This is a genomic window from Gulosibacter chungangensis (genome assembly GCF_008831155.1).
GTDB lineage: Bacteria > Actinomycetota > Actinomycetes > Actinomycetales > Microbacteriaceae > Gulosibacter > Gulosibacter chungangensis.
Map to the genome: position 1 here is coordinate 545978 of NZ_WBKB01000001.1, position 23691 is coordinate 569668.

21 protein-coding genes are annotated in these 23691 nt (G+C 63.8%); 8 read left to right on the forward strand and 13 right to left on the reverse strand.

The annotated features are described in order from the left end of the window. On the forward strand, nt 1-2031 hold the full coding sequence (locus F8O05_RS02455) for an FAD-dependent oxidoreductase (protein WP_225735687.1): 2031 nt from the start codon (nt 1-3) through the stop codon (nt 2029-2031). A gap of 88 nt (nt 2032-2119) precedes the next feature. Here F8O05_RS02455 and F8O05_RS02460 read toward each other — a convergent pair whose 3' ends face one another. From F8O05_RS02460 to F8O05_RS02475, 4 genes are read right to left on the reverse strand one after another with little or no spacing between them, the layout of a single operon-like run. Beyond that, the gene (locus tag F8O05_RS02460) at nt 2120-3154 is read right to left on the reverse strand and encodes an LLM class flavin-dependent oxidoreductase (RefSeq protein ID WP_158051147.1); all 1035 of its coding nucleotides are present in this window, start codon (nt 3152-3154) and stop codon (nt 2120-2122) included. 39 nt (nt 3155-3193) lie between these two features. Beyond that, a complete protein-coding gene (locus tag F8O05_RS02465) occupies nt 3194-5305 on the reverse strand; it encodes an acetate--CoA ligase family protein (protein ID WP_158051148.1) in 2112 nt (703 codons plus the stop codon). A 6-nt stretch (nt 5306-5311) separates the two neighbouring features. Beyond that, nucleotides 5312-5830: a MaoC family dehydratase gene (locus F8O05_RS02470; RefSeq protein ID WP_404811350.1), complete on the reverse strand. Its 519-nt coding sequence runs from the start codon at nt 5828-5830 to the stop codon at nt 5312-5314. A gap of 3 nt (nt 5831-5833) precedes the next feature. Further along, a complete protein-coding gene (locus F8O05_RS02475) occupies nt 5834-6724 on the reverse strand; it encodes an HpcH/HpaI aldolase/citrate lyase family protein (protein WP_158051150.1) in 891 nt (296 codons plus the stop codon). Between the two features lie 104 nt (nt 6725-6828). On the opposite strand from F8O05_RS02475, the gene F8O05_RS02480 reads away from it, so the two are divergent. Further along, entirely contained in the window at nt 6829-8016 is a 1188-nt protein-coding gene (locus F8O05_RS02480; protein ID WP_225735688.1) for an acyl-CoA dehydrogenase family protein, read from the forward strand. Further along, entirely contained in the window at nt 8016-8834 is an 819-nt protein-coding gene (locus F8O05_RS02485; RefSeq protein ID WP_158051151.1) for a sugar phosphate isomerase/epimerase family protein, read from the forward strand. The genes F8O05_RS02480 and F8O05_RS02485 overlap by 1 nt, the downstream gene beginning before the upstream one ends. A 92-nt stretch (nt 8835-8926) precedes the next feature. On the opposite strand, the gene F8O05_RS02490 is transcribed toward F8O05_RS02485, so the two are convergent. From F8O05_RS02490 to F8O05_RS02510, 5 genes are all read right to left on the reverse strand, one after another. Continuing rightward, nucleotides 8927-10693 (reverse strand): ABC transporter permease, encoded by a 1767-nt coding sequence (locus F8O05_RS02490; protein ID WP_158051152.1) that lies wholly within the window; start codon nt 10691-10693, stop codon nt 8927-8929. Nucleotide 10694: 1 nt separating this feature from the next. Further along, nucleotides 10695-11888, reverse strand: coding sequence for an ABC transporter ATP-binding protein (locus tag F8O05_RS02495; RefSeq protein ID WP_158051153.1), 1194 nt, complete (start codon nt 11886-11888; stop codon nt 10695-10697). A 98-nt stretch (nt 11889-11986) separates the two neighbouring features. Further along, on the reverse strand, nt 11987-13054 hold the full coding sequence (locus tag F8O05_RS02500) for an ABC transporter substrate-binding protein (RefSeq protein WP_192496994.1): 1068 nt from the start codon (nt 13052-13054) through the stop codon (nt 11987-11989). Between the two features lie 65 nt (nt 13055-13119). Continuing rightward, nucleotides 13120-13884 carry an SDR family NAD(P)-dependent oxidoreductase gene (locus tag F8O05_RS02505; protein ID WP_192496995.1) on the reverse strand — a complete coding sequence of 255 codons (765 nt, stop codon included), beginning with the start codon at nt 13882-13884 and terminating at the stop codon, nt 13120-13122. Nucleotides 13885-13927: 43 nt separating this feature from the next. Continuing rightward, complete coding sequence (locus F8O05_RS02510) at nt 13928-14890, reverse strand: NADPH:quinone oxidoreductase family protein (protein ID WP_158051156.1); 963 nt, start codon at nt 14888-14890, stop codon at nt 13928-13930. Between the two features lie 164 nt (nt 14891-15054). Here F8O05_RS02510 and F8O05_RS02515 point away from each other — a divergent pair, with 164 nt between their 5' ends. The 5 genes from F8O05_RS02515 (at nt 15055) to cofD (ending at nt 20034) form a co-directional block, all read left to right on the forward strand. After that, nucleotides 15055-15816 carry an enoyl-CoA hydratase/isomerase family protein gene (locus F8O05_RS02515; RefSeq protein WP_158051157.1) on the forward strand — a complete coding sequence of 254 codons (762 nt, stop codon included), beginning with the start codon at nt 15055-15057 and terminating at the stop codon, nt 15814-15816. A 182-nt stretch (nt 15817-15998) separates the two neighbouring features. Beyond that, the gene (locus F8O05_RS02520) at nt 15999-17000 is read left to right on the forward strand and encodes a putative F420-0 ABC transporter substrate-binding protein (RefSeq protein WP_158051158.1); all 1002 of its coding nucleotides are present in this window, start codon (nt 15999-16001) and stop codon (nt 16998-17000) included. A 2-nt stretch (nt 17001-17002) separates the two neighbouring features. Further along, the gene (locus F8O05_RS02525) at nt 17003-18139 is read left to right on the forward strand and encodes a putative F420-0 ABC transporter permease subunit (protein ID WP_158051159.1); all 1137 of its coding nucleotides are present in this window, start codon (nt 17003-17005) and stop codon (nt 18137-18139) included. 15 nt (nt 18140-18154) lie between these two features. Beyond that, nucleotides 18155-18949 (forward strand): ABC transporter ATP-binding protein, encoded by a 795-nt coding sequence (locus tag F8O05_RS02530; RefSeq protein WP_158051160.1) that lies wholly within the window; start codon nt 18155-18157, stop codon nt 18947-18949. Continuing rightward, the gene (gene cofD, locus F8O05_RS02535) at nt 18946-20034 is read left to right on the forward strand and encodes a 2-phospho-L-lactate transferase (protein WP_158051161.1); all 1089 of its coding nucleotides are present in this window, start codon (nt 18946-18948) and stop codon (nt 20032-20034) included. The genes F8O05_RS02530 and cofD overlap by 4 nt, the downstream gene beginning before the upstream one ends. Nucleotides 20035-20179: 145 nt before the next feature. Here the strand turns inward: cofD and cofC are convergent, their stop codons facing one another. The 4 genes from cofC to npdG form a co-directional block, all read right to left on the reverse strand. Beyond that, the gene (gene cofC / locus F8O05_RS02540; protein WP_158051162.1) at nt 20180-20803 is read right to left on the reverse strand and encodes a 2-phospho-L-lactate guanylyltransferase; all 624 of its coding nucleotides are present in this window, start codon (nt 20801-20803) and stop codon (nt 20180-20182) included. Next, nucleotides 20800-21672: a coenzyme F420-0:L-glutamate ligase gene (cofE, locus tag F8O05_RS02545; protein WP_158051163.1), complete on the reverse strand. Its 873-nt coding sequence runs from the start codon at nt 21670-21672 to the stop codon at nt 20800-20802. The genes cofC and cofE overlap by 4 nt, the downstream gene beginning before the upstream one ends. 5 nt (nt 21673-21677) lie before the next feature. Beyond that, entirely contained in the window at nt 21678-22670 is a 993-nt protein-coding gene (locus F8O05_RS02550) for a TIGR03557 family F420-dependent LLM class oxidoreductase (RefSeq protein WP_158051164.1), read from the reverse strand. 125 nt (nt 22671-22795) lie between these two features. After that, nucleotides 22796-23497, reverse strand: coding sequence for an NADPH-dependent F420 reductase (gene npdG, locus F8O05_RS02555; protein ID WP_158051165.1), 702 nt, complete (start codon nt 23495-23497; stop codon nt 22796-22798). Nucleotides 23498-23691: the final 194 nt, after the last annotated feature.

The window sequence follows — 23691 nt, forward strand, 5'->3', positions numbered from 1 at the left end:
GTGGCTCAATCCCTCACCGATCCCAATGCGGCGCAGCGGCTCGCTGTGCTCTTCGAGCCGCTGCAAATCGGTGCACTGACGGCAAGATCCCGCGTGGTCGTGCCGCCGCACTCTTCGGCAATTGGCAATCTGTGGGGTACGGATTCGGAAGCCGAGCAGGCAATCGCCTACTTGCGCCGCCGTGCCGAAGCCGGAGTGGCGTGGACCACTATGCCCGGTCGCATCAGCAATGTGCTCGCTCCGGGCTTTGAACCTTCGGGGCTCAGCGCGGTGATCACCACGCAGTACCGCTTCGACAATTACGTGTCGCGAACCTCGCAGTACGTCGATGCCATGCACGATGCGGGTGCGCTTGCCGCAACCCAGCTGACGATGAATGGCGGCTATCCGCATGCCCCGTCCACTCGGTTTGCGCAGAAGATCAACGCGCAGGCACCGCATGTGATTAGCAGTCACGAGTTGGACACCCTGATTGAGGAGTATCGCTTCTCGGCGGGCCAAGCCTTCCGCGCCGGTATCGATGTGCTCGAACTCCACATGAATCATGAGGACCTCACTGCCCAGTTCGTCTCGGCAAGAACGAACGGTCGTGAGGATGAATACGGCGGCTCGCTCAAAAACCGGCTGCGATTTCCGCTGGCGGTACTGCGGGCCGCTCGCGAGCAAATCGGCCCCGACCGGGTGCTCGGGGTTCGTTTCAATGGCGCGGATGAGTTGTTCTACGACCTCGATGAGGGTGTCGAGATTGCGAACGCGGTTGCCGCGACCGGGCTGGTGGACTACTTCCATATCGTTCACGGATCAACCTGGGGTAACCCGAGCTATATTCAGCCGCACTTCTTCGATCTCGGAAAATGGTCGACAGATGCCCGCGCGTATCGGCAAGCGCTCGACCTGCCGATCATCTATTCGGGATTGGTCGCGACCCCGGCCCGGGCGGCGGAGATTATCAGCTCCGGCGACTCCGACATGGTCGGCATGGCTCGCGCCCACGTTGCCGATCCCGACCTGCTGGTGAAGGCCAAAGCGGGTAGCCCGGCGCTCGTTCGCCCCTGTATCGGTGCGAATGACTGCATCAATCGCCGCTATGTGGACGGCCTCGCCTTTGGGTGCGCGGTCAATCCGCATGCCGCCGATGAGCGTGACGGCGATTGGCCCGCGGGTCGCACCGGACCACGCGAAGCGATCGTTGTCGGTGGTGGCCCCTCGGGGCTCGAAATCGCGGCGCTGCTGGCTGAAGCGGGCACCAGCGTCACGCTTCACGAGGCTTCGGATGCCCTCGGCGGCCAGTTGCGCAGCACCGCGCAGGCACCGTCCTGGGAGCGGTACGGCCAGTACCTCGATTGGCAACTAGCTCGCATCCAGCGACTCGGCATCGATGTGCGTTTGAACTCGACGTTCGATGAGGCCGCCCTCGAGCAGGTTGCTGACGGTGTGAATGTGGTCTTCGCCACCGGCGCCTCAGAGCGTCGCCCCGAGATACCGGGCGTTGACCTGCCACACGTCCACACCGCCCGCGAGGTGCTCGATCACAAGCTGGCGCTCGAGGGGAATGTCCTCGTCATTGCGCACGAGGATCACCTGGCCCCCGCAAGTGTGGCCGAGAGCCTGGCCGCCTCTGGAGCACGGGTGACGATGGCCTATCAGACCCACGTGCCGGCGCAGCTGCTGGGTCGATACAGCGTGGGTGCGGTGTTGGGCCGACTCGACGAGCTCGGAGTTCGTGTGGAGATTATGACCGAGGTGACCGCGATTCACGAGGGGCGCGTCTCCGCGCGAAACATCTACTCGGGCCGCGAATTCGAGCTGCCCGAGATTGATCACGTAGTGCTGGCCTGCGGTGGCACTTCGGAGGCCGCACTCTTTGAACGTGCCCAGGCAGAGGGTCGGGTGCAGTCGCACATCCTCGGTGACGCCTATGCGCCCCGGCGCATCGTGTTCGGCACCCGCCAGGCACTCGTGCTCGCAAAACTGATCTGTGAACGGGCGGCATCCGAAACCCCACCCGTGGCGGCAGCGGCCAGTCGCTAGCACTGCTCCCGCAGCGTAGCAACAGACACCAAGAAGGCCTGCGGGGTGCATCCGATCGGATGCACCCCGCAGGCCTTTTCGACATCGACTATGGCACGAGTGCCTCGGACTGCAGTCGCGGCAGTACTTCTTCGCGGAACAGCCGCAGGGTCTTCAGCATCCGCTCGTGCGGGAGATCGAACCACTGCATCCGCAACACAATGTCGGTGACGCCCTGCGCTTCGAGCTCACGGAACTGCTCCACCGCGCCATCCGGATCGGTAAAGATATAGGCCTCGGTGGCCTTCTCCTCAGCCGCCTTCTCGTCGGTCAGCTGTGCGTAGTCCGCAGTCTTGTCCGGCGCGTTGTACTTGCCGTACTCGGCAGTCAGTCGCGTCCGAGCCTCGGCACCTTCGCGAAGCGCCTGGTCGCGGTCCTCATGCAGCACGAGTTCGCGGCGAATCATGAACCGATCGGTGGCCGGGTCGGCGCCATTTTCCGCGCGCGCGGCCCGATAGAGTTCGGCAGCCCGGGTCAGTCGCTCACCCGTGACGTGCGGCGGCACGATCCACGCGTCGCCGAGCTTCGCGGCCCGCTCGATGCCTTTCTTGTGGGCACCGGCACCAACAAAGATGGGCGGACCACCTGCCTGCACCGGCGGCAGACTGATCTTCTCATTGTCGAGCTGGAAGTACTTACCCTCATAGGTGACGGGTTCGCCACGCCACAGCGCCCGGATGATTTCGATCGACTCGGTATACCGACCGATACGTTCTTTCATCGGGATGCCGAACGATTCAAATTCGTTCTCGCGGTACCCCATGCCGAACCCGGCGCGGGCGCGGCCACCCGAAAGATTATCGAGCGTGGAGAACTCTTCCGCCACACCCGCGGGGTGCCGCAGCGGCAGGATGTACATATTGGTGCCCAGCCCCAGGTCTCCCGAGTCCTCCACGAGCGCCGAGAGCAGGTGGACGGGCTGCAGGGTGGGCATTGACCCGAGATAGTGCTGCAGCACCCAGAGCGAGTCGATACCGCCGCGGGCTGCCTCTTGCGCCTGTTCGCGCAATTGCGCGATCCGCGACTGGACGTCGCTTCCCGGTGGGAAATCGTTCTGTAGGGCGAGTCCGAATCTAAGCGTCATTGCTTTCCTCCGTTGCAGTTGGTGAGTGAGTTGGTTGAATTAGACCCGCGTGAGCGCGGGAGCCGAGTCGATACTGTGGCTGCGAACGAGGGCATCAACCACGAAGGCACCCTCGCCTTCCTCCCCGACGATGATCGGGTTGAGATCGAGTTCCGCAAGATCGCTGCAAGCCGCGGCGACCTCAGAGACCCGAGCGAGCATCCGCACCAGCGCGGCCACGTCTTTGGCACCGCCCCGATAGCCTTCGAGCAGTCGCGAGATCCGCAGCTTGCTGAGTGCCGAACGCACCGAGTCAGCTGATGCCGGGCAGGCGAGGAACACCTTGTCGTCCAAGAGTTCCGCGAGCACTCCCCCGGCACCGATCATCAGGATCTTGCCGAAGGACTGATCATCGACCACCCCGGCGATCAGTTCCACGCCGGAATAGGCCTTGGCGATCAGCTGGCCCTCGAGCGGCAGCTTGTGTTCCCGAGCCGCATCGGCAATCTCGCTGACCGCCCGTTCCAGTTCCGGCTGGTCCTTGACGCCCACTTTCACCAAGCCGTATTCAGACTTGTGCGCGAGCCCCGGAACGATGCCCTTGACCACCACCGGGAAGCCGGCGGCTGCGCGCGGCGCCTGACCGGGGGCAAGCACGGATTCTTCGCTAACTGAGATGCCGAGTTCCGCAAGCCAGGATTTGGCGGCCACCTCGTCGACGAGCGCCGAGGGGTCCACGGTGAGCTGCGCATCCACCTTGCTCGAATACACGATCGCCCGAGGACGATGCGCGAGTGCCCGGAGCGCCGCGACGGCGCGACCGGCGTTCTCGAACGAGGCCACCGGAGACTCGCGAAGCAAGTCATCGCGATACTCGGTGAGCCCTCGCGAGCTCCAGGCGGTCACGATCATCGGCACCTTCGAGGTGCGACAGGCAGCAATCACCGCGGGCATCAGCCTGGCCGAATCAAACTCACCCCAGGTCGGCAGCGCCACCACGACGACGTCAAACTCTGCCGAACGTTCAATTTCCCCGAATACGCTGCCGAGCAGGGTGTCGTCGCCGATCACCTGTCCGGTGAGATCGAGCGGATTCGACGGCGTCCCAAATCGCATCACCTTGCCGAGCCGTTCGGCGAGCTTGGCGGAGATTTCCGGCATCTGCAGCCCCGCGGTTTCGACCAGATCCGCAACGTACCCGCATTCGCCGCCCGAAGGCGACACCACGAGTACACGATCTCCGGCGACCTCGCCCAGCTGCTGCCGCAGGTACGCGAAATCGAGCAGCTCATCCAGGCTTTCCACGAGCGTGACGCCCATGGCGCCGACAAGATCGCGGAAGACCGCATAAGAGCCTGCCATCGCCCCGGTATGACTCTGCGCGCTGCGGACGCCCGCGGCGGTGCGACCGATCTTGATGCCGGCAATTGCCTTGCCCGCGGCTCGAGCGCGTCGCACCGCGCTGCGGAATCGCGGTACATCGCGCAGCTGCTCGATGTACAGCAGAATGGTGCGGGTTTCGGGGTCGTCCGCGAGCGCATCCACCACATCGGCAACATCGACATCCGCCTCGTTCCCGAGGCTCACCATGGCGCGGACCCCGATGCCATCGCCCTGGGCACGGTTGAACAGGTTGGTGGCCATGCCGCCCGATTGGCTAATGATGGCGACATCGCCGGGGGTGTGCTCGATGGTGATGTTGAGAGTGGTGACCGAGATCGCGTTCTCCACGGTGGAGAGCAGCCCGATGCAGTTCGGCCCGATGATGCGCATGTCGTGTTGCCAGGCGAGCTCGCGCAGGCGGTCCTGGGCTGCAGCCCCCGCCTCGCCCTCTTCGGCAAAGCCGGAGGAGTTCACCACGAGGTTCCGCACGCCAGCCTGGGCGCACTCTTCAACAAGCCCCGGCACGAGATCGGCCCGCACCAGTAGGTATGCGAGGTCTACTCGCTCGGGAACATCCGCAATCTTTCGGTAGCTCGGAATGCCGCGAATATCCCCTTCTCGCGGGGTGATCGGATAGATCCGCCCGGCGTAGCCGGTCCGCAGGAGGTTTGCGAGGGGACGGCCATTGTGTCGGCCCGGATCCGCCGAGGCACCGATGATGGCAATGGACTGCGGTGCCAGCAGCGATTGCAGGACGAGCGCTGGGCGCGGTGTCGTGGATGCAGTCATTGGTCTCTAGGCGTCTTGGGTTTCGTCGGCGGGGCGGCACATTGCCATACCCGCGCGCTTGCACTGGAAGACGATCTCGTCGCGCTGGTTGATTCCGCGGTGCTCAAACCACACGATGCCGCGTGTTGGGTCACTCTTTGAGAGGCGCTTGTCGAGGATGGTGGTTTCCGCTCGGAGGGTGTCTCCCGCGAAGACCGGGTTCGGGAATTTCACTTCCTCGTAGCCGAGATTGCCAAGCGAGGTCTGGAAGACGAGGTCGGGTACGGTCATCCCGCCTATGAGCCCCATGGTGAACAGGCTGTTTACGAGCGGTTTGCCGTAGGGCAGTGTTTTCGCGTATTCCACGTCAAGGTGGATCGGTGCGACGTTCATTGTGAGTGACGTGAACATCACGTTGTCCATCTCGGTGATGGTGCGGGTCAGCAGGTGCTTGATGACCTTGCCCGGCTCCATTTCCTCAAAGTAGAGACCCTTCATTGCGTCCTTCTTCCTGTTGCTCTTGTCGCGGTTATCTTGTCGCGGCACCGATTAGCGCGCGTTCATGCTTTCGAGTTCGTCGGCGTTGGCCAGCCACTGCTTGGCTTTGTCCACGTGGGCCTTATCGATGTGGCCGCCCTCATAGACCACGGCACCTGCGCCTTCGGCTGCCGCGGCGTCGTAGGCCTTGATCATGCCTTCGAAGAAACGGCGACGTTCGGGATCGGGCCCGAACACCTCGTTAATCACCGGGACGTGGCTCGGATGGATCGCGATCTGCCCGCGGAAGCCAATCCGGCGACCGCGCAGGCAGAATTCTCGCAGCCCATCGATGTCCTTGATCCGCTCCCATAGGCCCGTCATGGGATGCACGCCCGCGGCTCGAGCGGCGAGCTGTACGCGGGTGCGAATCGCGAGGGTTTCCTGGCCCTCATCGGTCCATTCAAAACCGATTTCGCGGGCCACGTCGGCGTGCTCGGCTGTGGAGCCGAGAATCGATCCCACGCGGGGGCTTGCCGCGGCGATTTCTTCGACATTGACCACGGCTTTGGCGGTCTCCATTGGGATGACGAGCTTGATGTCTTCGCCGCCGTTACGCGCTTCGAAATAGTCGAGCAGCGTTTCAAACCGGTGCACGTCCAGGGCCGTTTCGATCTTTGGGGCGAAGATCGCATCTACTCCCGGCCCCACTACCGCCTCCATATCGAAACCGGTTTGTCCGGTGGGAAGCCCGTTTACACGGACGAGCACACCGATATTGACACCCTCGCGACGGATGCGGTCGATGGATTCACGGACTTGGGCTCGGGCTTCGGGTTTAAGCTCCTCAGGAACGGAATCTTCCAGGTCCAAAGTGATGGCGTCAGCGCCGGAAGCAATCGCCTTATCAACCCACGACGTGCGGTGGCCCGGAACAAACAGCATGGAGCGCCATGGACGCATGGTAATCCTTTCCGAGTGACGACTCCGTTGCCGTCAATCTTGTTGCCCCGTAAGGGATAATTTGATATGAATCATACACATAGATTCTGCAACGGAGGAGACTCATGACCGAACTGTCCACGCTCATGAACGAATTGTCCACGGAGGACGAGAATGAGATTCGTCACGCGGTTCGTGCGATCTGTCAGGACTTCCCTGACGAGTACTGGGCCGATGCGGACGAAAACCACAAGTTCCCATGGGACTTCTATAAGGCCATGGCTGAGGCCGGTTGGCTCGGCATCACCACGCCCGAAGAGTACGGCGGTGGCGGTGCCGGTGTGCAGGCTGCATCCATTTTCATGGAAGAAGTCGCCGGTAACGGCGGTGGCTTGAACGCCGCAACCACCGTGCAGGTGGCACTCTTTGGCCTCGAGCCGGTCCTCAAGCACGGTACCGAAGAACAGCGGCAGCGCTTCCTCCCCGCTGCCATCGCTGGCGAGCTGCAGGTCTGTTTTGCCGTGACCGAGCCGGATGCCGGCACCGAGACGACCTCGATCACCACCACCGCGAGGAAGGTGGAGGGCGGCTACATCGTCAACGGCCGCAAGGTCTTTATCTCCCGCGCGCTCGAAGCCGACCGAATGCTGCTGATCACCCGCACGGCGCCAAAGAGCGCCAGCCCCAAGGTCACCGACGGTATGACCCTTTTCTTCGCGAAGATGGACCCGGAGCACGTCAAGATCAATCCGATCCCGAAGCTCGGCCGCAACGCAATCGCCACGAATGAGCTCGTCATTGATGACCTCTTCATCCCCGATGAAGACGTAGTGGGCGAAGAGGGTAAGGGCTTCAAGTACCTACTTTCGGGCCTGAACGCCGAACGCATCATCGTTGCCTCGCTCTGCCTCGGCATCGGCCGCGCATCCCTGCGGAAGGCTGTGGAATACGCCAAGCAGCGCGAGGTGTTTGGTCGCCCCATCGGTATGAACCAGGGCGTGCAGTTCCCGCTTGCCGACTCGCTGGCGAAGCTGGATGCGGTGGAGCTTTTGATCCGCAAGGCGGCCATCCTCTACGACAATGGCCAGCCCTGTGCCAAAGAGGCAAATGAAGCCAAGTATCTTGCAAGCGAGTGGGCCTTCGAGGCCGCCGACCGCGCGATGCAGTTCCACGGTGGTTACGGTTACACGAAGGAATACCACGTGGAGCGGTACTGGCGTGAGGTTCGTGTCGAGCGCATTGCCCCGATCAGCAATGAACTGGTGCTCGCCTTCCTGGGCGAAAAAGTTCTCGGGCTGCCGCGGTCCTACTGATGTTCCAGGAGCGCTTTCTGTGCGCATCCACCATTCTTGAGGCGTCGATGCGCGAGCGTATCGACGCCTCGATGGCTGGTGGATACATGGGGCTCGGTTTGCGCCCGGGCCACGTCAAGCGGGCCGTCGAGGGAGAGCACCCTGTCACTGATCTTTACGGTGAGCTGCAGGCAAATGACCTCGAACTCGTCGAAATTGGTTTCATCAGCGACTGGTGGACCCTCGATGGGGACGGCAATGCTGTCTCTCTCAAGCACGAGCAGGGCTTGCACCGACTCAAAGAAGACCTCGGTGCCCGGCACATGATGGCCATCGGCGGACCTCTCGGCGAGGGCATCGATGCCGCGGCAGCACGATTCGGGGCCATGTGCCGCCGCGCTGCACCGCACGGCCTTGATGTGGCGCTGGAATTTCTGCCGTGGACGGATACCAATACCCTCGAGAAGGCCTGGCAGATCGTTTCGGAAAGTGGTGAACCGAACGCAAAGATTGCCTTCGACACCTGGCACTTCTTCCGCGGTGGTTCCACCCTCGAGATGCTGGAGCCGATCCCCGCCGATCGAATCGCGGTGATTCAGCTCAGCGACGGGCCACTAAATCCGGTCACCGATGAGATGGACGCCACTTTCCATTCGCGTGCGGTCCCCGGCGCGGGCGAGTTCCCCTTGACCACGCTCTTCGACGCGCTCGCAGCGAAGGGTGTCAAGGCACCGATTGGCGTCGAGGTGCTCTCGGATGCCTTGCGCGAGCTTTCGTCCGTGGCCGCGGCAACGGCTGCCGCGAAAGCAACCGATCGATTCCTCGCGCAGTACCAATAGCTTTATTAGCGTCAATACGCAGTGAGGGCCTTCGGAATTCCGAGGGCCCTCACTGCGTTGGTTGAGCGCTGACTTGGTTGAGCGGTGGTCGCTCAGCGGCGCTTTCGCCCCAGGAGCAGTGCCGCGAGGGTCACCACGCTGAAGACGATGCTCACGATCACCGAGAGCGCGGCGAGGAGCGTGGTGGAGCCGTCGAACCACATCTTGATCATCGTGAAGCCGATCACCGGAGTTTGGATGCCCGCCAGCAGTGCGGAACCCGTGAGCTCCCCGGCCATCAGCACGAAGCACAGCGCAAAGCCGGAGATGAATCCCGGCCAGATCAACGGCAGGATCACCTTCACGAAGGTTCTCCCTTGACCGGCGCCCGACGCGAGCGAGGCTTCGATCATGTCGTTACCGACTTGGGCCATCGCAGAGTTGGCCGAGATGACCGCCTGCGGCAGGTACATCACGATATAGGCACCGATCAGAATCGCCGAGGTACCGGCGAGGTTGAAGGGAGGGCCGGCGAAGGTCGCGATGAACGCCACCGCAATCACGAGGTGCGGAATGGTGGCTGGCAGGCGCGAGATGAAGTCCACAATCTTGGCGGCGACCCCGGTATTGCGTGCGAGGTACATCGCTACGATCGTTGCCACGAGCATCACGATCAGCCCACCCTGGATGCCGAAGAGCACCGAGTTCTGCAGCGAGCGCTGGATATCGGGGGATTCGAAGAGCTTGATGTAGTTGTTGAAGCTGAACTTCGAGACATCGAAAGTGCTCGACCAGAACCCCTGCAGCGACAGGAAGATCAGCCCGAGGAAGGGCAGGATGGAAGTGGCTGCGATGTAGAGCAGCACCCCACCCTTGGCTACCCACTTCCACCGCCCGAGCTTGATCTCGGAACCGCGGGCCGTGCGGCCACCGATCGTGCCGTATCGCTTGGTTCGGTTCACCTTCAGCTGCCACCAGCCGGCAATCGCGACCACGATGAGCATCAAGATGGAGAGCACGATCGCCGAGCCCGTGTCCGGAGGGAAGGCGAACGTCAGCAGTCGATAGATCCGCAGTGCGAGGATTTCAATTTCGGCCGATACACCCACGGTCGCGGGAATCGAGAACATCGCGAACCCGATGATCAGCATGATGTTGAACGCGCCCACCAGGGCCGGCTTGATCGAAGGCAGCGTCACCGTGAAGAAGGTGCGCATGATCCCCGAACCGTTCACCCGTGCGGCCTCTTCCAGTGAGGGGTCGAGGTGTCGCAGCGCGGAGCTGATCGAGAGGTAGCCGAAGGGCACGATGTAGAGCACGTAGAGGAAGACCATCCCCGTCCACGAATAGATCTCGAAGGGGCCTTCGGCAAGTTCGATCCCGAAGACGTTCAAGAGGTCGCGAATCCACACGTTGAGCAGGCCCGAACGACCCGAGGTGAGCGCGATCCAGCCGAGTGTCCCCGCAAGCGAGGGGACCATGAGTGGAATTAGCGGCAAGATCGTCGAGGCCCAGCCGATCCGGGCATCCGTGCGTTCCATGAGCCAGGCGAAGAAGGTGGCGACCATGAGCGAGATCGGCAGTGAGATACCAAGCACGATGACCGTATTCAGCAGGACCGTGCCGATCCCCGGCAGTGCCCAGACGTCCACGAAGGCGCTCAAGTTCAGTTGACCGTCCTCGACAAACACCGAGACGAGGGTTGCCAGCAGCGGGTACCCCACAATGAGCACAATGCCGATCGTGACCACCGCGGCGAAGATCGAGAACGCCGACATGTGGCGGACTCGGCCCACTACGCGCTGGCCCAGCGTCGCGCGCTTCGGTTCAGGTTTTTCGGTGGGGCTTGTCCGCTGCGGTGCGGGAGCTGTCGTAACCATGTCATGCTCCCGTCGGCAGCGCGAGGAGGTTGCGTTCCTTGACCGAGATGCGGACCTGTTCGCCTTCGATAATGTCCGAGTCCGGTGGCGCAATAGCGAGCAGGGTCTCGTCCCCCACCGACACGAGCAGCTCGACGTTCATCCCGACGAACACTCGCGCGGCGACCACGCCCTCGACAGTCAGTGCGGCTCGCTCACCGGCGGGTTCCGTCACGCGAGTGACCGTCGCATTTTCTGGTCGCCAGGCGACCGAGGCCTCCTGGCCGAGGGGAATCTCGCCACCAGAAAACTCCGCGTGACCGCGCCCGAAGGGAGTCGCAACGACGCCATCGGCTTCCACAGTGGCCTTGGTTTCGTTGGTCCGACCGATGAAGCGGGCCACATAGCGGTTCTCTGGGCGGGTGTAGATCGCGCGTCCCGTGTCCAGCTGCGAAATCTTGCCGTTATCGAGGACCGCGATGCGGTGTGCCAGGTGCATTGCCTCGGATTGATCGTGCGTGACATAGAGCGCGGTGAACCCGATGGTGCGCTGCATCTCCAGCATTTCTTCCCGCAGCTGTTCTCGCACCTTGGCGTCAATATTCGATAGCGGTTCGTCAAAGAGGATGAGGTCAGTGCCCGCCACGAGGGCACGGGCGAGGGCCACGCGCTGTTGCTGTCCACCCGACATCTGGTTGGGATAACGCTTGGCCTGGGAGGACACATCCACCTGCTCGAGCACCCGCTCAACGCGTTCCTTCGCCTCCTTGGCCTTCATCCCGCGGGAAATCAGCGGGTAGGCGACGTTCTGGGCTGCCGTCATGTGCGGCCACAGTGCGTAGGTCTGGAAGATCATCGAAATGTGCCGCTTTTCTGGCGGTAAATTCAGGCCCTGCTCGCTGCGGTACACATCCTGCCCGGAGATCTTAATCCGGCCCGAATCCGGTTGGTCAAGGCCCGCAACACAGCGCAGCAGGGTGGTCTTTCCGCATCCGGATGGGCCGAGGAGTACCAGGAACTCGCCTCGATTTACGGTCAGATCGATGCCGTCAACCGCGGTGACTTTCTTTTCACCGGGCAGTTGGAAGTGCTTGTAGAGGCTTTCAATGCGCAGGACCGGTTCAAGCCCCTCGCCGACCGGGATGGTGTACGTCTCGTCTGCCGTGCGTGCACGAGTCCTACTGCGTCGCGCAGTGGTCGTGTGGTTCTCGGACATTGCTGTGGATCGCTTTCATCTGGGAAGTAATGCAGTGTGGGGCCGCCGCTTACGCGAGCGGCCCCACAGGAAGGAAAGGTGGCCTACAGGACGCAGGTCTACTGGAAGCCGAGGGCCGTGAGGATCGTGTCGCGGTTGGCTTCGACGACAGCCGGGTCGTACGGCACATAGCCGTCACCCACGGAGGCAACGTTCGGCACATCCGGCAGCGGCGATGCTGCAAAGCCGCTATTGACAGCCGTCTGGCCTTCCGGACCCATGAGCCAGGCAGCAAATAGCTTTGCCGTCTCGGGGTTCGGCGCCGCCGAAGAAATCATCGTGGAGTTCTCCACGCCGGTGAACGGAGTGAGCGTCGCGTTGGCCACGGGTGCCCCCTCTTCGATCATGGGGTTCGCAACCGAGTCGAGGCTCGGGAAGACCACGAAGCCCTCACCCGCAGCAAGCGACTGTGCCGCGGGTACCGCACTGTCCACGGGGCGGAAGTCTTGGCCGGCCAGACCCTCGAGGTATTCGACGCCGTACTCCTCATAGAGCAGGTTGTACTGCGCCATCCATGGCAAAATTGCGCTCGGATCAACCAGCATCATCTGCCCTTGATACTCGGGCTCCAGCAGGTCTTCCCAGGTCTCCGGCGGAGTCTCAACAAGCTCGGTGTTGTAGGTCACCCGGATCGGCGCGATCTGTGTCACGAAGAGTGGGCCGTTGACAAATTCCTCGGGGAAGTCGGCATAGGTCGGTAGGTCGAAGGCGGAGATGTCCTCAGTCCAACCGTTCTCTGCCGCGGTCGTACCGAAGTCTGTCTCACTCGTGGTGAGTACATCGGCGCTCTGCGCACCGGCTTCCATCTCTGAGGAGAAACGGATCGGCCCCTCGGTGCCACCGAGGCGAAGGACCTGCAGGTCGACCCCGGGGAACTGCTCCTCGAACTGCTTCTCAATCACTTCGAGGTTTTCCGGGATAAACGACGAATACCAGGTGACTTGGCCGCCCTCTTCAAGGGCAGCCGCGTAGAGGTCAGCGTAGACCCCGTCTTCGGCAGCTGCTCCACCGGTTTCCGCGGCTGGGCCGCCCGCCGAACATGCCGTCAATACTGCGACCAAAGCCGCGCTCACGAGTCCGCCAAATCCGGCCCGACGGGCGCGGTTCCGTCCCTGCTGTCTGTTCATGTGATCCTCCTTGACCAATGCCCTAATGGTAGTAATGCTGCGCATGAATATCAATGTAAAAAAATTTAGGGTCGAATTTTGTAACCACCATCAGCCATGAGGGTGTGACCGGTTACGTATGAGGAAGCATCCGAGAGCAGCCAGCGAACGCCCTCGGCAACCTCTTTGGCCTCGGCAATGCGCGGGATGATGCCGCCGACACGATCCACATAACTCGCCTCCGACTCGTCGCTCTCGGCGCGACGCGCGGCCACCATTGGCGTATTCATCACGCCGGGGCACACGCAGTTCACGCGCACGCCAATTGGCCCACCCTCGAGGGCCGCCGTTTCGGTCACACCGATCACCGCATGCTTGGAAGCGACGTACGCCACCGAGCCCGGCATTGCGCGAATCGAACGCGTCGAGCCGATATTCACGATCGCACCACCGCTGCCGTGCTCGCGCATCCGCCGCATTTCTTCGCGCAGCGACAGCACGACCCCGCGGGTATTGACCGACATGATGCGATCAAAAGCCGCGAGATCAAGATCGGCAATGTCGCTGTCATCCGGATGGATGCCCGCGCAGTTCACGGCCCAATAGAGCTTTCCCTGGGTATCGACCTCCTCGAAGGCTTCGGCTACGGATTCCACATCGGTGACGTCGAGTTCAACCGCGACCGCGTCACCGGCCGCGTCATGAATCTGCCGCACCGTTTCTTCCGCGCCGTCAATGTCACGGTCGGCGACGATGACTCGCGCTCCGTCTGCCGCGAGCAGCAGCGCAATGTCGCGCCCCAGTCCCGACCCGGCGCCGGTGATGATGCCCACTTTTCCTGCAATTGACACAGTGATCCCCTTTGATCGCTTTTATCTACGTAATGCGGCCCGCTCAGAGCTCGAGCACAATTCGAGACCGCACGCCCCCGCCGGCCACCGTCGCGAGCGCGGCCGCAGCATCCTCGAGCGGGAACACCTGAACATCCGGGGTCGCGATGCGCCCCTCGGCAAGCCAGCGCATGATCTCGCGCCACTGCACCTGCATGAAGCCGGGATGCGCACGCGTATACGGCCCCCAGGACGCACCTCGAACCTCGATGTTCCCCAGCAGGAGCCGGTTGAGCTTCACGGTCGGTATCGACCCGCCCGCATAGCCCACGGTGAGCAGTCGACCGCCCTCGTGGAGACTCCGCAGCGATTCCAGCACCACATCATCGGAACCCACCACATCCATGGCAATATCGATGCCGCCGCCCGCTGCCTCGCGAATCTTGGCGGCGGATGCTTCGGCCACCACAGCATCCGCCCCTCGGCTCAGCAGCAGCTCGCGATCAGCCTCACTGCGCACGAGCGCCACCACGCGAGCACCAATCGCCTTGCCGACCTGCACCGCCGCGAGCCCCACACTGCCGGCGGCGCCGGTAACGAGGATGCGGTCGCCGCGACGCGCTCCGCCCCGGCACAGCAGTGCAAAGTGGGCCGTGAGGTAGGCCAGCGGCATGGCTGCCGCATCAATGTCGGACAGACTCTCCGGTACCGGGCACAACCCAAGCGGCGAGACGCGTACCCACTCCGCCGCGGCACCGTACTGCAGCACGCCCGCAACCCGCTCACCCGCTCGAAGGGCCTGCTCGGGGACGTCTTCACGTAAAATTCCGCAGAAATCCGTGCCGAGCGCAAAGGGCAGTTCTGGTTGGATTTGATAGCGCCCCTGCGAGAGCAGCAGGTCCGGGAAGGAGACTCCGGCCGCACGAATTTCGACCTCGACGGTCCCCGGCTCCGCGGCCGGTTCTGCAAGGTCAACGAGTTCGACCCCCGAAGGACCAGTTGTTCGTGCCACGATTGCTGCGCGCATGCACACTCACTCCCCCGCCCCTCCGTTAGGGCGTATTGGACCGCCGGGCGTGGCATCCTGCCACTGGGTATCGAGAATACCGACTAGATGACTATCATGATACTCAATTAACCCAGTGGTGTTGCAATCAACCAGTGGTTTTCGCGCGATCAAAGGAGATTTCCGTGGCAGACGTCGAAATTGTGGACACCGAGCACATCCGCACCGTCCGATTGAACCGCCCCGAACGCCGCAACGCGTACGACCAAGACATGGCAGTCGCGATGGCCGAAGCCTTCGAATCGGCAGCCGGGTTTGAAATGGTGGTCCTCACCGGCAGCGGCGGTTCGTTCTGCGCGGGCGGCTATCTCGCGAACCTCGAAAAGGCCGACCCCATCACCATCCGATCGCTCTTTGAGGGCTCGCTTCGGGTGGTGGATGCGATCCGCCAGTGCCCGCGCCCCGTGATCGCCGCGGTCGATGGCCCGGCTGCGGGCGGCGGTAATGAGCTCGTCGTGGCCTGCGACTTCGCCATCGCCACCGAACGCGCCACCTTCGGTCAGACCGGACCAAAAGTCGGCTCCGCACCGGTCCTCGGCGCCACGAACCTGCTGCCCATACAGATTGGCGAAAAGCGTGCGCGAGAGATGGCCATGATGTGCCGTCGCTATTCCGCGCAGCAGGCACTCGATATGGGCCTGATCAACGAGGTGGTTGCCGATGAGGCGGCACTCGAGGAAGCGATCACGCGTTGGTCGGATGAAATTCACGCCCTCAGTCCGCGCTATCTCGAAATCACCAAGATCTCTTCAAACCTCTGGTGGAATGAGTCCGCCGACAGCATGCGCGCGGGGCTCGGGATGCTCCTGCAGGCCGTCGGCAGCGATGACATGCTCGAAGGTGCCCGCGCCTTCATGGAAAAGCGGAAGCCAAAATTCCGCGACTAGGTTGCCGCAATTGATTCGCCGCAACTGATCTGCGGCAATTGATGCGCAGCGTTTTTGACTTCGCGAATAATTCATGCGAAGCTTTTGCCAGCCCCGGTCGGTGATTGATCGGGTACTCACGGTTGTGTCATAGCCCCCTGCAGCGCCTTCTTGCGCGACGCCTTCAAACAGCAAGAGTTTTCATGACACCGAAGTCTTTCCGCGCCGCAACCGCGGCCACCGCATCCATGCTGCTCCTCGGCCTCACCGCCTGCGCGAGTTCATCCGGGACTGCCTCCCCCGACTCCACCACCGAGGCCGAAACCGCCTCGAACTACCCGCTCACCATCGACAACTGCGGGTACGAGGTCACCTTCGACCAGGCCCCGGAACGCGTGATCACCATCAAATCCTCAACCACCGAGCTGCTGCTCGCACTCGGCCTTGAAGACTCGATCATCGGCGCATCCTTCCTCGACGGTGAGGTGCCCGAGAAGTGGCTTCCCGATGCATCCGCCCTGACCATCATCAGCGATAAGGTGCCCGGCCAGGAGGCCACCCTCGAGCTGGAACCCGATCTCGTCTTCGGCGGCTGGGAATCGAACTTCAGCGCCGAGGGCGTGGGCGAGCGCGATCAGCTCGAGTCGCTGCTGGTGAATTCCTACGTCGCACCGTCAGCCTGCAAAGACCCGGCGTATATGCCCGACCCGCTCACCTTCGAGGTGCTCTTCGACGAGATTGCCGAGGCAGGCGCGATCTTCGACGTCCCGGAAGCGGCTGACGCGCTGATTGCCGAGCAGCAAGCCGCACTCGACGCCGTGGAGCCGAGCACCGAGGGCTACACCGCCCTCTGGTACAGCTCCGGCTCGGATGTCCCCTACGTCGGCGCCGGTAAGGGTTCTCCGCAGATGATTATGGATGCGGCGGGGCTCGAGAATATCGCCGGGGATGTCGCGGACACCTGGACTTCGATGGGCTGGGAGGCGATCGTCGATGCCGACCCAAACGTGATTGTGCTGATCGACGCCGAGTGGAATAGCGCCGAGGACAAGATCGAGCGCCTCGAATCGAACCCGGCCACCGCGACCCTCGATGCGGTCACCAATGAGCGCTATGTCATCGTCCCCTTCGCCTCGGGTGAGGCGGGTGTGCGGAATGTCGAAGCGGTCGCCAGCATCGTCGATCAGCTGAACCAATTGGGCTAGCTATGAGCAACGCCGTCATCCAGCGCGCCGCCGGTCGGGCGGCGGGTGTCGCTGGAGAGAACACAGTTCCAGCGACACCCACCGGTGCGCCCCGGCGCCGCGACCGACGCCAGGAACGGTCCCTCGAACGCGGCAATCGCGCCCGTGCGGGCCTGTGGGCCGGCATCTTTGCCGCGCTGCTGTTCGTCAGCCTCGTGACCGCCATCTGCGTTGGTCCGGCTGATATCTCCCCCGGCGACGTCTGGAACACGGTGCTCGCGAAGCTCGGGTTCGCGGAATCCACGCTGTCGCTGCGTGCAGAAGCCATCATCTGGGAGCTGCGCGTGCCGCGAGTGCTCGTGGCGGCCACCGTGGGCAGCGGCCTCGCGCTCGTGGGTGTCATCATGCAGGCCATTACCCGCAACTCCCTCGCCGACCCCTACCTGCTGGGGCTGTCTTCCGGGGCATCCCTCGGGGCCGTGGCGGTATTGGTGATCGGCGCATCCCTCGCCCTGCCCTTCGCCGCCTTCCTCGGCGGCGCACTCGCCCTCGCCGCGACCCTCGCGATCGCCTCGGCTTCGGGACAGTTTGGGGCGGCAAAGGTGGTGCTTGCGGGCGTGGCGGTTTCAGCAATCGCGAGCGCGATCACCAGCCTGGTAATTTTCTGGAGCGCCACCGGCGACTCCTTCCGTGAAATTCTCAACTGGATGCTCGGCTCCTTCGCCGGTGCCAACTGGTCGGCAGTCGCGATTGCGCTCGGCGCAATGCTGCTGATCGGTACGCCGCTGCTCACCACCGCGCAGACGCTCAACGCCTACACCTTTGGGGATATTTCGGCAGCCAGCCTCGGCATCAACGCCACCCGCACGCGCTGGATGCTGCTGCTCGCCTGTGCGCTCCTCACGAGTTCGCTGGTGTCGGTCAGCGGTTCGATCGGGTTCGTGGGGCTCGTGATGCCGCATGCCGTACGCCTGCTGGTCGGCAATGACCATCGCAATATTCTGCCGCTGTCCGCCCTCGCCGGCGCGGTCTTCATGGTGTGGGCTGACACCGCGGCCCGCACCCTCTTTGACCCTCGAGAGCTGCCCGTGGGCATCGTCACCGCGATCGTCGGCGCACCAATCTTTGCGCTCATCCTGATGCGAAAGCGCGCAGCTTGATCTGACAGGAGCCCCATGGAATTCGCGATCAGCAATATCACCCTCGCCCACGGTGCTCGCACCGTCCTCGAGGGCGCCTCGGCGGTGTTCCCGAGCGGCAAGTTCACCGCAATCATCGGCCCCAATGGCGTCGGGAAATCCACCCTGCTGCACCTGCTCGCGGGCATCACCACGCCCGCACAGGGCTCCGTGTGGCTCGACGGCCATGAGCTTTTCCGCATGAAGCGCCGCGAGCGCGCCCGTCACCTGGCGCTCGTCGAGCAACAAGCCCACACCGACACGGGCGTCGTGGTGGATGACGTGGTGCTGCTTGGCCGCATCCCGCACTCCGGTCCCTTCGGTTCGGCGCAGGATGCTGAGGAGCGTTTCGTCGCTACTTCACTGGCCCGGGTCGGCGGCTCGCACCTGCGCGGCCGCACTTTCACTACGCTCTCCGGCGGTGAGCGGCAGCGAGTGTCGCTTGCACGGGCGCTGGCACAGGAGCCGAGCATCCTCATTCTCGACGAACCCACGAACCACCTCGACGTGGGCGCGCAACTGCAGACCCTGCGGTTGCTGCAGGAACTCGCAGTCGACGGGCTCACCGTGATCGCGGCGCTGCACGATATCGGGCATGCCCTCGCCTTCGCCGATCACGTGGTCGCGCTGCATGAGGGAAGGGTTGCCGCGGCGGGTCATCCGGAAGAGGTCATCACCGAGCCGCTTATCCGCGAACTCTACGGGGTGGACGTGCAGTTCGTGAACAATCCGCTCACCGGCAAGCGCATGCTCGCCTTTGCGGATGCCGTGGCAGCGCAGGTGTTCGCATGACCGGCCCGCGTGTCACCGGTCCGAGCGTGACGGACCGGCATGTGACCGGCCAGCGTGAGACCGGGCCGCGTGAGACGGGGCCGCGGGTCGTCGTCCTCTCGGGCGGCGTCGGTGGCGCGAAGTTCACCCTCGGAGTACGCGAGTTTCTCCGCCAGCGCTGGCCCGACGGTGAAGGCGAGACCACAGCCGAACTCAGCGTGATCTGCAATGTCGGCGATGATTTCTGGCTCGCGGGGATGCGCATCACGCCCGACCTCGACTCGGTGATGTATCACCTCGCTGGTGAGGCCGATACCGAACGCGGTTGGGGCCGGAAGGACGAGTCCGAGCGCGTCAGTGCCGAAATGACCGCCTACGGGGTCGGTTGGCCCTGGTTCACGCTCGGCGATCTCGATATCGGCACGCACATCGCCCGCAGCACCTGGCTGCGCGAGGGCCTGACCCTTAGCGAGGTGGTCACCCGGCTCTGCGCGCGCTGGCAGCTGTCGACGAAGCTCATTCCCGCCACGGATGCGGAGGTCGAGACCCGAGTGCGGGTCGGTGCCACCGAAATGCACTTTGAGGAATGGTGGGTGCGGCTGCGGGGCAACCCCGGAGCGGATGCGTTTGTACAGCCGGGTGCTGCCGAGGCGGTGCCCTCCCCTGGCGCACTCGCGGCGATCGCCGCTGCTGATGTCATTCTCGTGGCGCCCTCCAACCCGGTGGTCTCGATCGGCACGATGATTGGCCTGTCGGGTCCCGCATCCGCCGTACCCGGCATCCCGGGTTTGCGAGATGCGCTGCGGGCCGCCGAGGCACCGATCGTTGGCCTGTCTCCCGTCATTGCTGGCAAGCCGCTGCGCGGCATGGCCGATATTTGCCTTGCCACGCTCGGTATCGAGGCGGATTCCGCCGCGATTGCTCGCGCCTACGGTGCGCGCTCGGCAGGCGGCCTGCTCGATGGCTGGCTGATTGATGAGGCGGATGCGGCGGTCGAGTTGCCGGGTATTCGGCTCCTGCAGCGCCCGCTCCTCTTCACGAGCCTGGCCGAAACCGCCGCCATCGCCGCGGACGCCTTCGAGATGGCGCTCGCTGTGCGGGGCTAACCCGGCGCGGTCGCGCTCGCAGCGGTGGCGATCACAAGAGCCGCCATAGACCCCTCGCTCCCGTCCGCAGGTACGCGTGCCCGGTCTGGGAAGCGTCAACTCAGCACGATCACGGTCCGACGGTCAGCGGTCGGACGGCTAGCGCTCACGGGCGCACCGTCATGATCGCGCCGGTGTGGTGGCCGAGCTGTTCGGGCTTCAGCTCCGCGAGATCCTCTGCGGTGTCGACGTCGCGGTCGAGCTGCCCAAATCTGCCCCGCAATTCGACGTATCCGAGCGCCTCGTGCTGCGCCGCCGAGTTTTCCCCAAAGGCGGGGATCAGCAGGCTCGGTTTCGCGGCCGTGAGGAGGGTCGTGCCGGTTCCGGCAGCATCACGGACGAAGGATCTTGGGAACTCGGTGGCCGCGTAGAGCGCATCCCCCAGATCGCTGGCGCGCAGCGCCGGGAGATCCCCCAGCAAGATGCCGACGCGGTCCTCCGGCTGCGTGTGACCGAGGCGGGCCACCGCATAGCGGATCGCGGGGTTGAGTCCCTCGGGCGCCTCGCGTAGGAACGCCAGCTTCCGAGCCGTTCCGGCATCAAAGCTGCCTTCCTGCAGGCTCGGTTCATCGGTCACCACGACCACTCGGCTCACCAGCCCGCACCGGGCCGCGGCAGTGATCGTGTCGAGCGCGAACGCCCCCGCGTACTGCGCCCGTCGGTTGTGGCGGATGCGCGACTTGCCGCGGCTGAACTCCTTGACCGGAACGATGATCTGCCACTGACTCACGACGTTTCGTCCTCCGCATTCTGCGCTCCCGGCGTCGTGGCGTCTGAGCCTCCCGAGCCTGAATCTCCCGTTCCAGACCCACCCGCGCTTGAGCCTCCCGCTCCGCGCACCGAGGCGACCCCAGCATCAAACCCCTGCTCGAAAGCGAGATCGGTCCCGAGCCGGAAGAAGTCCCGTTCGGCGGGCCGCAAAATCGCCGCCGCTCCGGGGAGGTCGAGCCCGCCCACAATGTGCCCGAGCCCGCGCACCACGGCCACCGGGTTCCCAGTGGACTTTCGCTTCACGAGGTCCGTCGCACCGGCGAGTTCATCCGCAAGGCAGGGCATCGTCACCGCGAGCGGACGCCCCGCTGCATCGGTCTTGCCGGCGTAATCCTCGAACACGTGCACCCCGGCGGCACCGATCGCGACATCCGTCTGGCCCTCCCGCCAGGGCCGCCCGAGCGTGTCCGAGACGATAATCCCGATCTCCACGCCCAGCGCTGCGCGCATCCGCTCGGCGATCTGCCGCGCCGAACCATCCGGGTCCACTGGCAGCAGCAGCACCGTGCCTTCGGCGGTGTTGGATGCATCCACCCCGGCGGCAGCGCCAATGATCCCGAGCCGGTTCTCGACGATCATGGTCGCCCCGCCGCCCTCCCGCGGGCGCGTGGCGACCACGCGCACGGTCTCTTTCCGAATCGCTTCCTCGCGGTCTTCCGCTTCGACGATGCGACCCTCTGCCTTGGAGAGAATCTTTGAGGTGATCACCAGAATGTCGCCGTCTTCCAGGGGCTCATCCGGGTCGCGCTCAAGCGCCGCCAGGATCACCTCGACCAGATCGTCGCCCGGTTGGATCTCCGGAATCCCCGTCAAGGCCCACACACTCATTCGCATTACCAACGCACCCCCGGAATAACCTCGTCGCCATAGACCTTCATGAACTCGGCCTGATTGCGGCCGACATTGTGGACATAAATATCAGTGAAGCCCATATCCACGTGCCGCTGCAGATAGGCGCGATGCTCCTCCGGGTCCGCAGAAATAAGCAAGTGTCCCGAAAAATCCTCCGCTCGCACCGTGCGCGCCATCTGCGCGACCTCGTAGGGCGATCGAATGTCCACCTTCGAGAATCGCATCGCCGCGATCGGCCACTCCTCGATCGCATTCTGGACGGCCCGCTCCTTCGTCTGCGCCCACGAAACTCGCAGCTGGATCACCTTGCGCAAGGCCCCGGCGCGTTTGCCACCCTCACGGGCGCGCTCGCCGAAGCGACGCAGCAGCAATTCCAGCCGTTCGGGCGGCGCCTCCACCGTGATGAAGCCATCGGCGCTGCGACCCGCGCGACGGGCCGTGACCGGGCCGGAAGCCGCGACGACAATCTCAGGTGGTCGCACATCCAACCCCCACAGCCGTGTGGATTCGAGCTTGAAATAGCGGCCCTCGTGGCGGACATCCCGTTCCTCGCGCGCGAAAAGCTTGCCGATCAGCTCGACCGCTTCAAACATCCGCTCCACGCGCGCGTGCGCCTCGGGCCAGTATTCCCCCACGATGTGCTCGTTGATCAGCTCACCCGAACCGATGCCGAGCCAGTGCCGGTCGGGATACATCGCCGAGACGGTCGCGGCGGCTTGCGCCACCGAGGCGGGATGCATCCGGAACCCGGGCGTCGTGACGCAGCCGAGCTCGCCCCGAGTTTGCAGCCCGAGGGCCCCAAGGACGCTCCAGGTGAAGGATGCGTGGCCCTGGGCGGGCGTCCACGGCTGGAAGCGGTCGCTCATGATGGTGCCGCTGAAGCCGTGCTGTTCTGCCCGGTGTGCGAGTTCGACGGCCTCTGCGGGGCCGAACTGCTCGAGCCCTACGGCATAGCCAATCGTGTGTCCGCGCACTCTCACTCCTCACGTCGTTGGTCGGGCCGGGCAGACACGACGTGGTTAGTCTCGCCCGCGCTGGCAAACTGCGGCTGGATTGCCAGTGCGGGATCAGCCGCGGACCGTTTCGTCCGAGGCGTTCTCTAGCTGGCGGGCACAGCCTGCTGCAGCAGCGGGCTGTTTTCAAGCCCCGAGATGGTGATGCCAGCTCGGACCTTGTACTTCTTGTTGATGCTAATGATCATTGCCGTAAGTGGCTCAATATAGCGCGCCATGCGCAGCGGGCCAACGTCCACGCCGAGGCGGCCGCTCACCGTCGCCGCAAGCTCGGCCACGACCGCTTTTGCGTCCTTATCGTCACCACAGACCAGGATATCTTCGTGGTCGAGGTACTCATCCTCGGACCAAAGATTCACCGCCGAAACCAAGTGGAAAGCACCGGTGACCTGCGCCTCGGGCACGAGCCGCTGGCACTCTTCGGCGGCGCTTCGCTCTTCCACATCGAGCGAGTGCGGGCCCTTTTGGTCAAAGGCGAGCGGATTGACGCAGTCGATGACGACCTTCCCGCGCAGGACGGACGCAATTTCGGTCAACAGCGGCGCGTGACCCTTGTACGGGACCGCAATCACGACCACATCGGCGGCTTCGGCTGCCGCCGAGTTTGCCGCGGCCGTGACCTCGGATGCACTGCCCAGCCGAGCCTGAATCTCCGCGACGGTCTCCGCACCGCGGGCCTCATCACGCGAACCGATAATGACCGAGTGGCCGTGCTTCGCGAAGCGATAAGCGAGCCCCTTGCCCTGTGGGCCGGTGCCGCCGAGTACCGCGATGGTCTGCTTCTCCATTGAATGATCTCCTCGCTGTGCTGGGTGTGATCTCGCAGCTCGGCTTTAGGTTGCGTCGGCCGTAGTCCCGTCGTTGGCACTCTAGTCACGAGATCTCGCTTCCAATGAGAAATACATTAGCATGAATATCAGGAAAGTGTCCGGTGTTGTGTCTTGCGACCATCCCCAGATACTCACACTTCAACGAGGAGGAA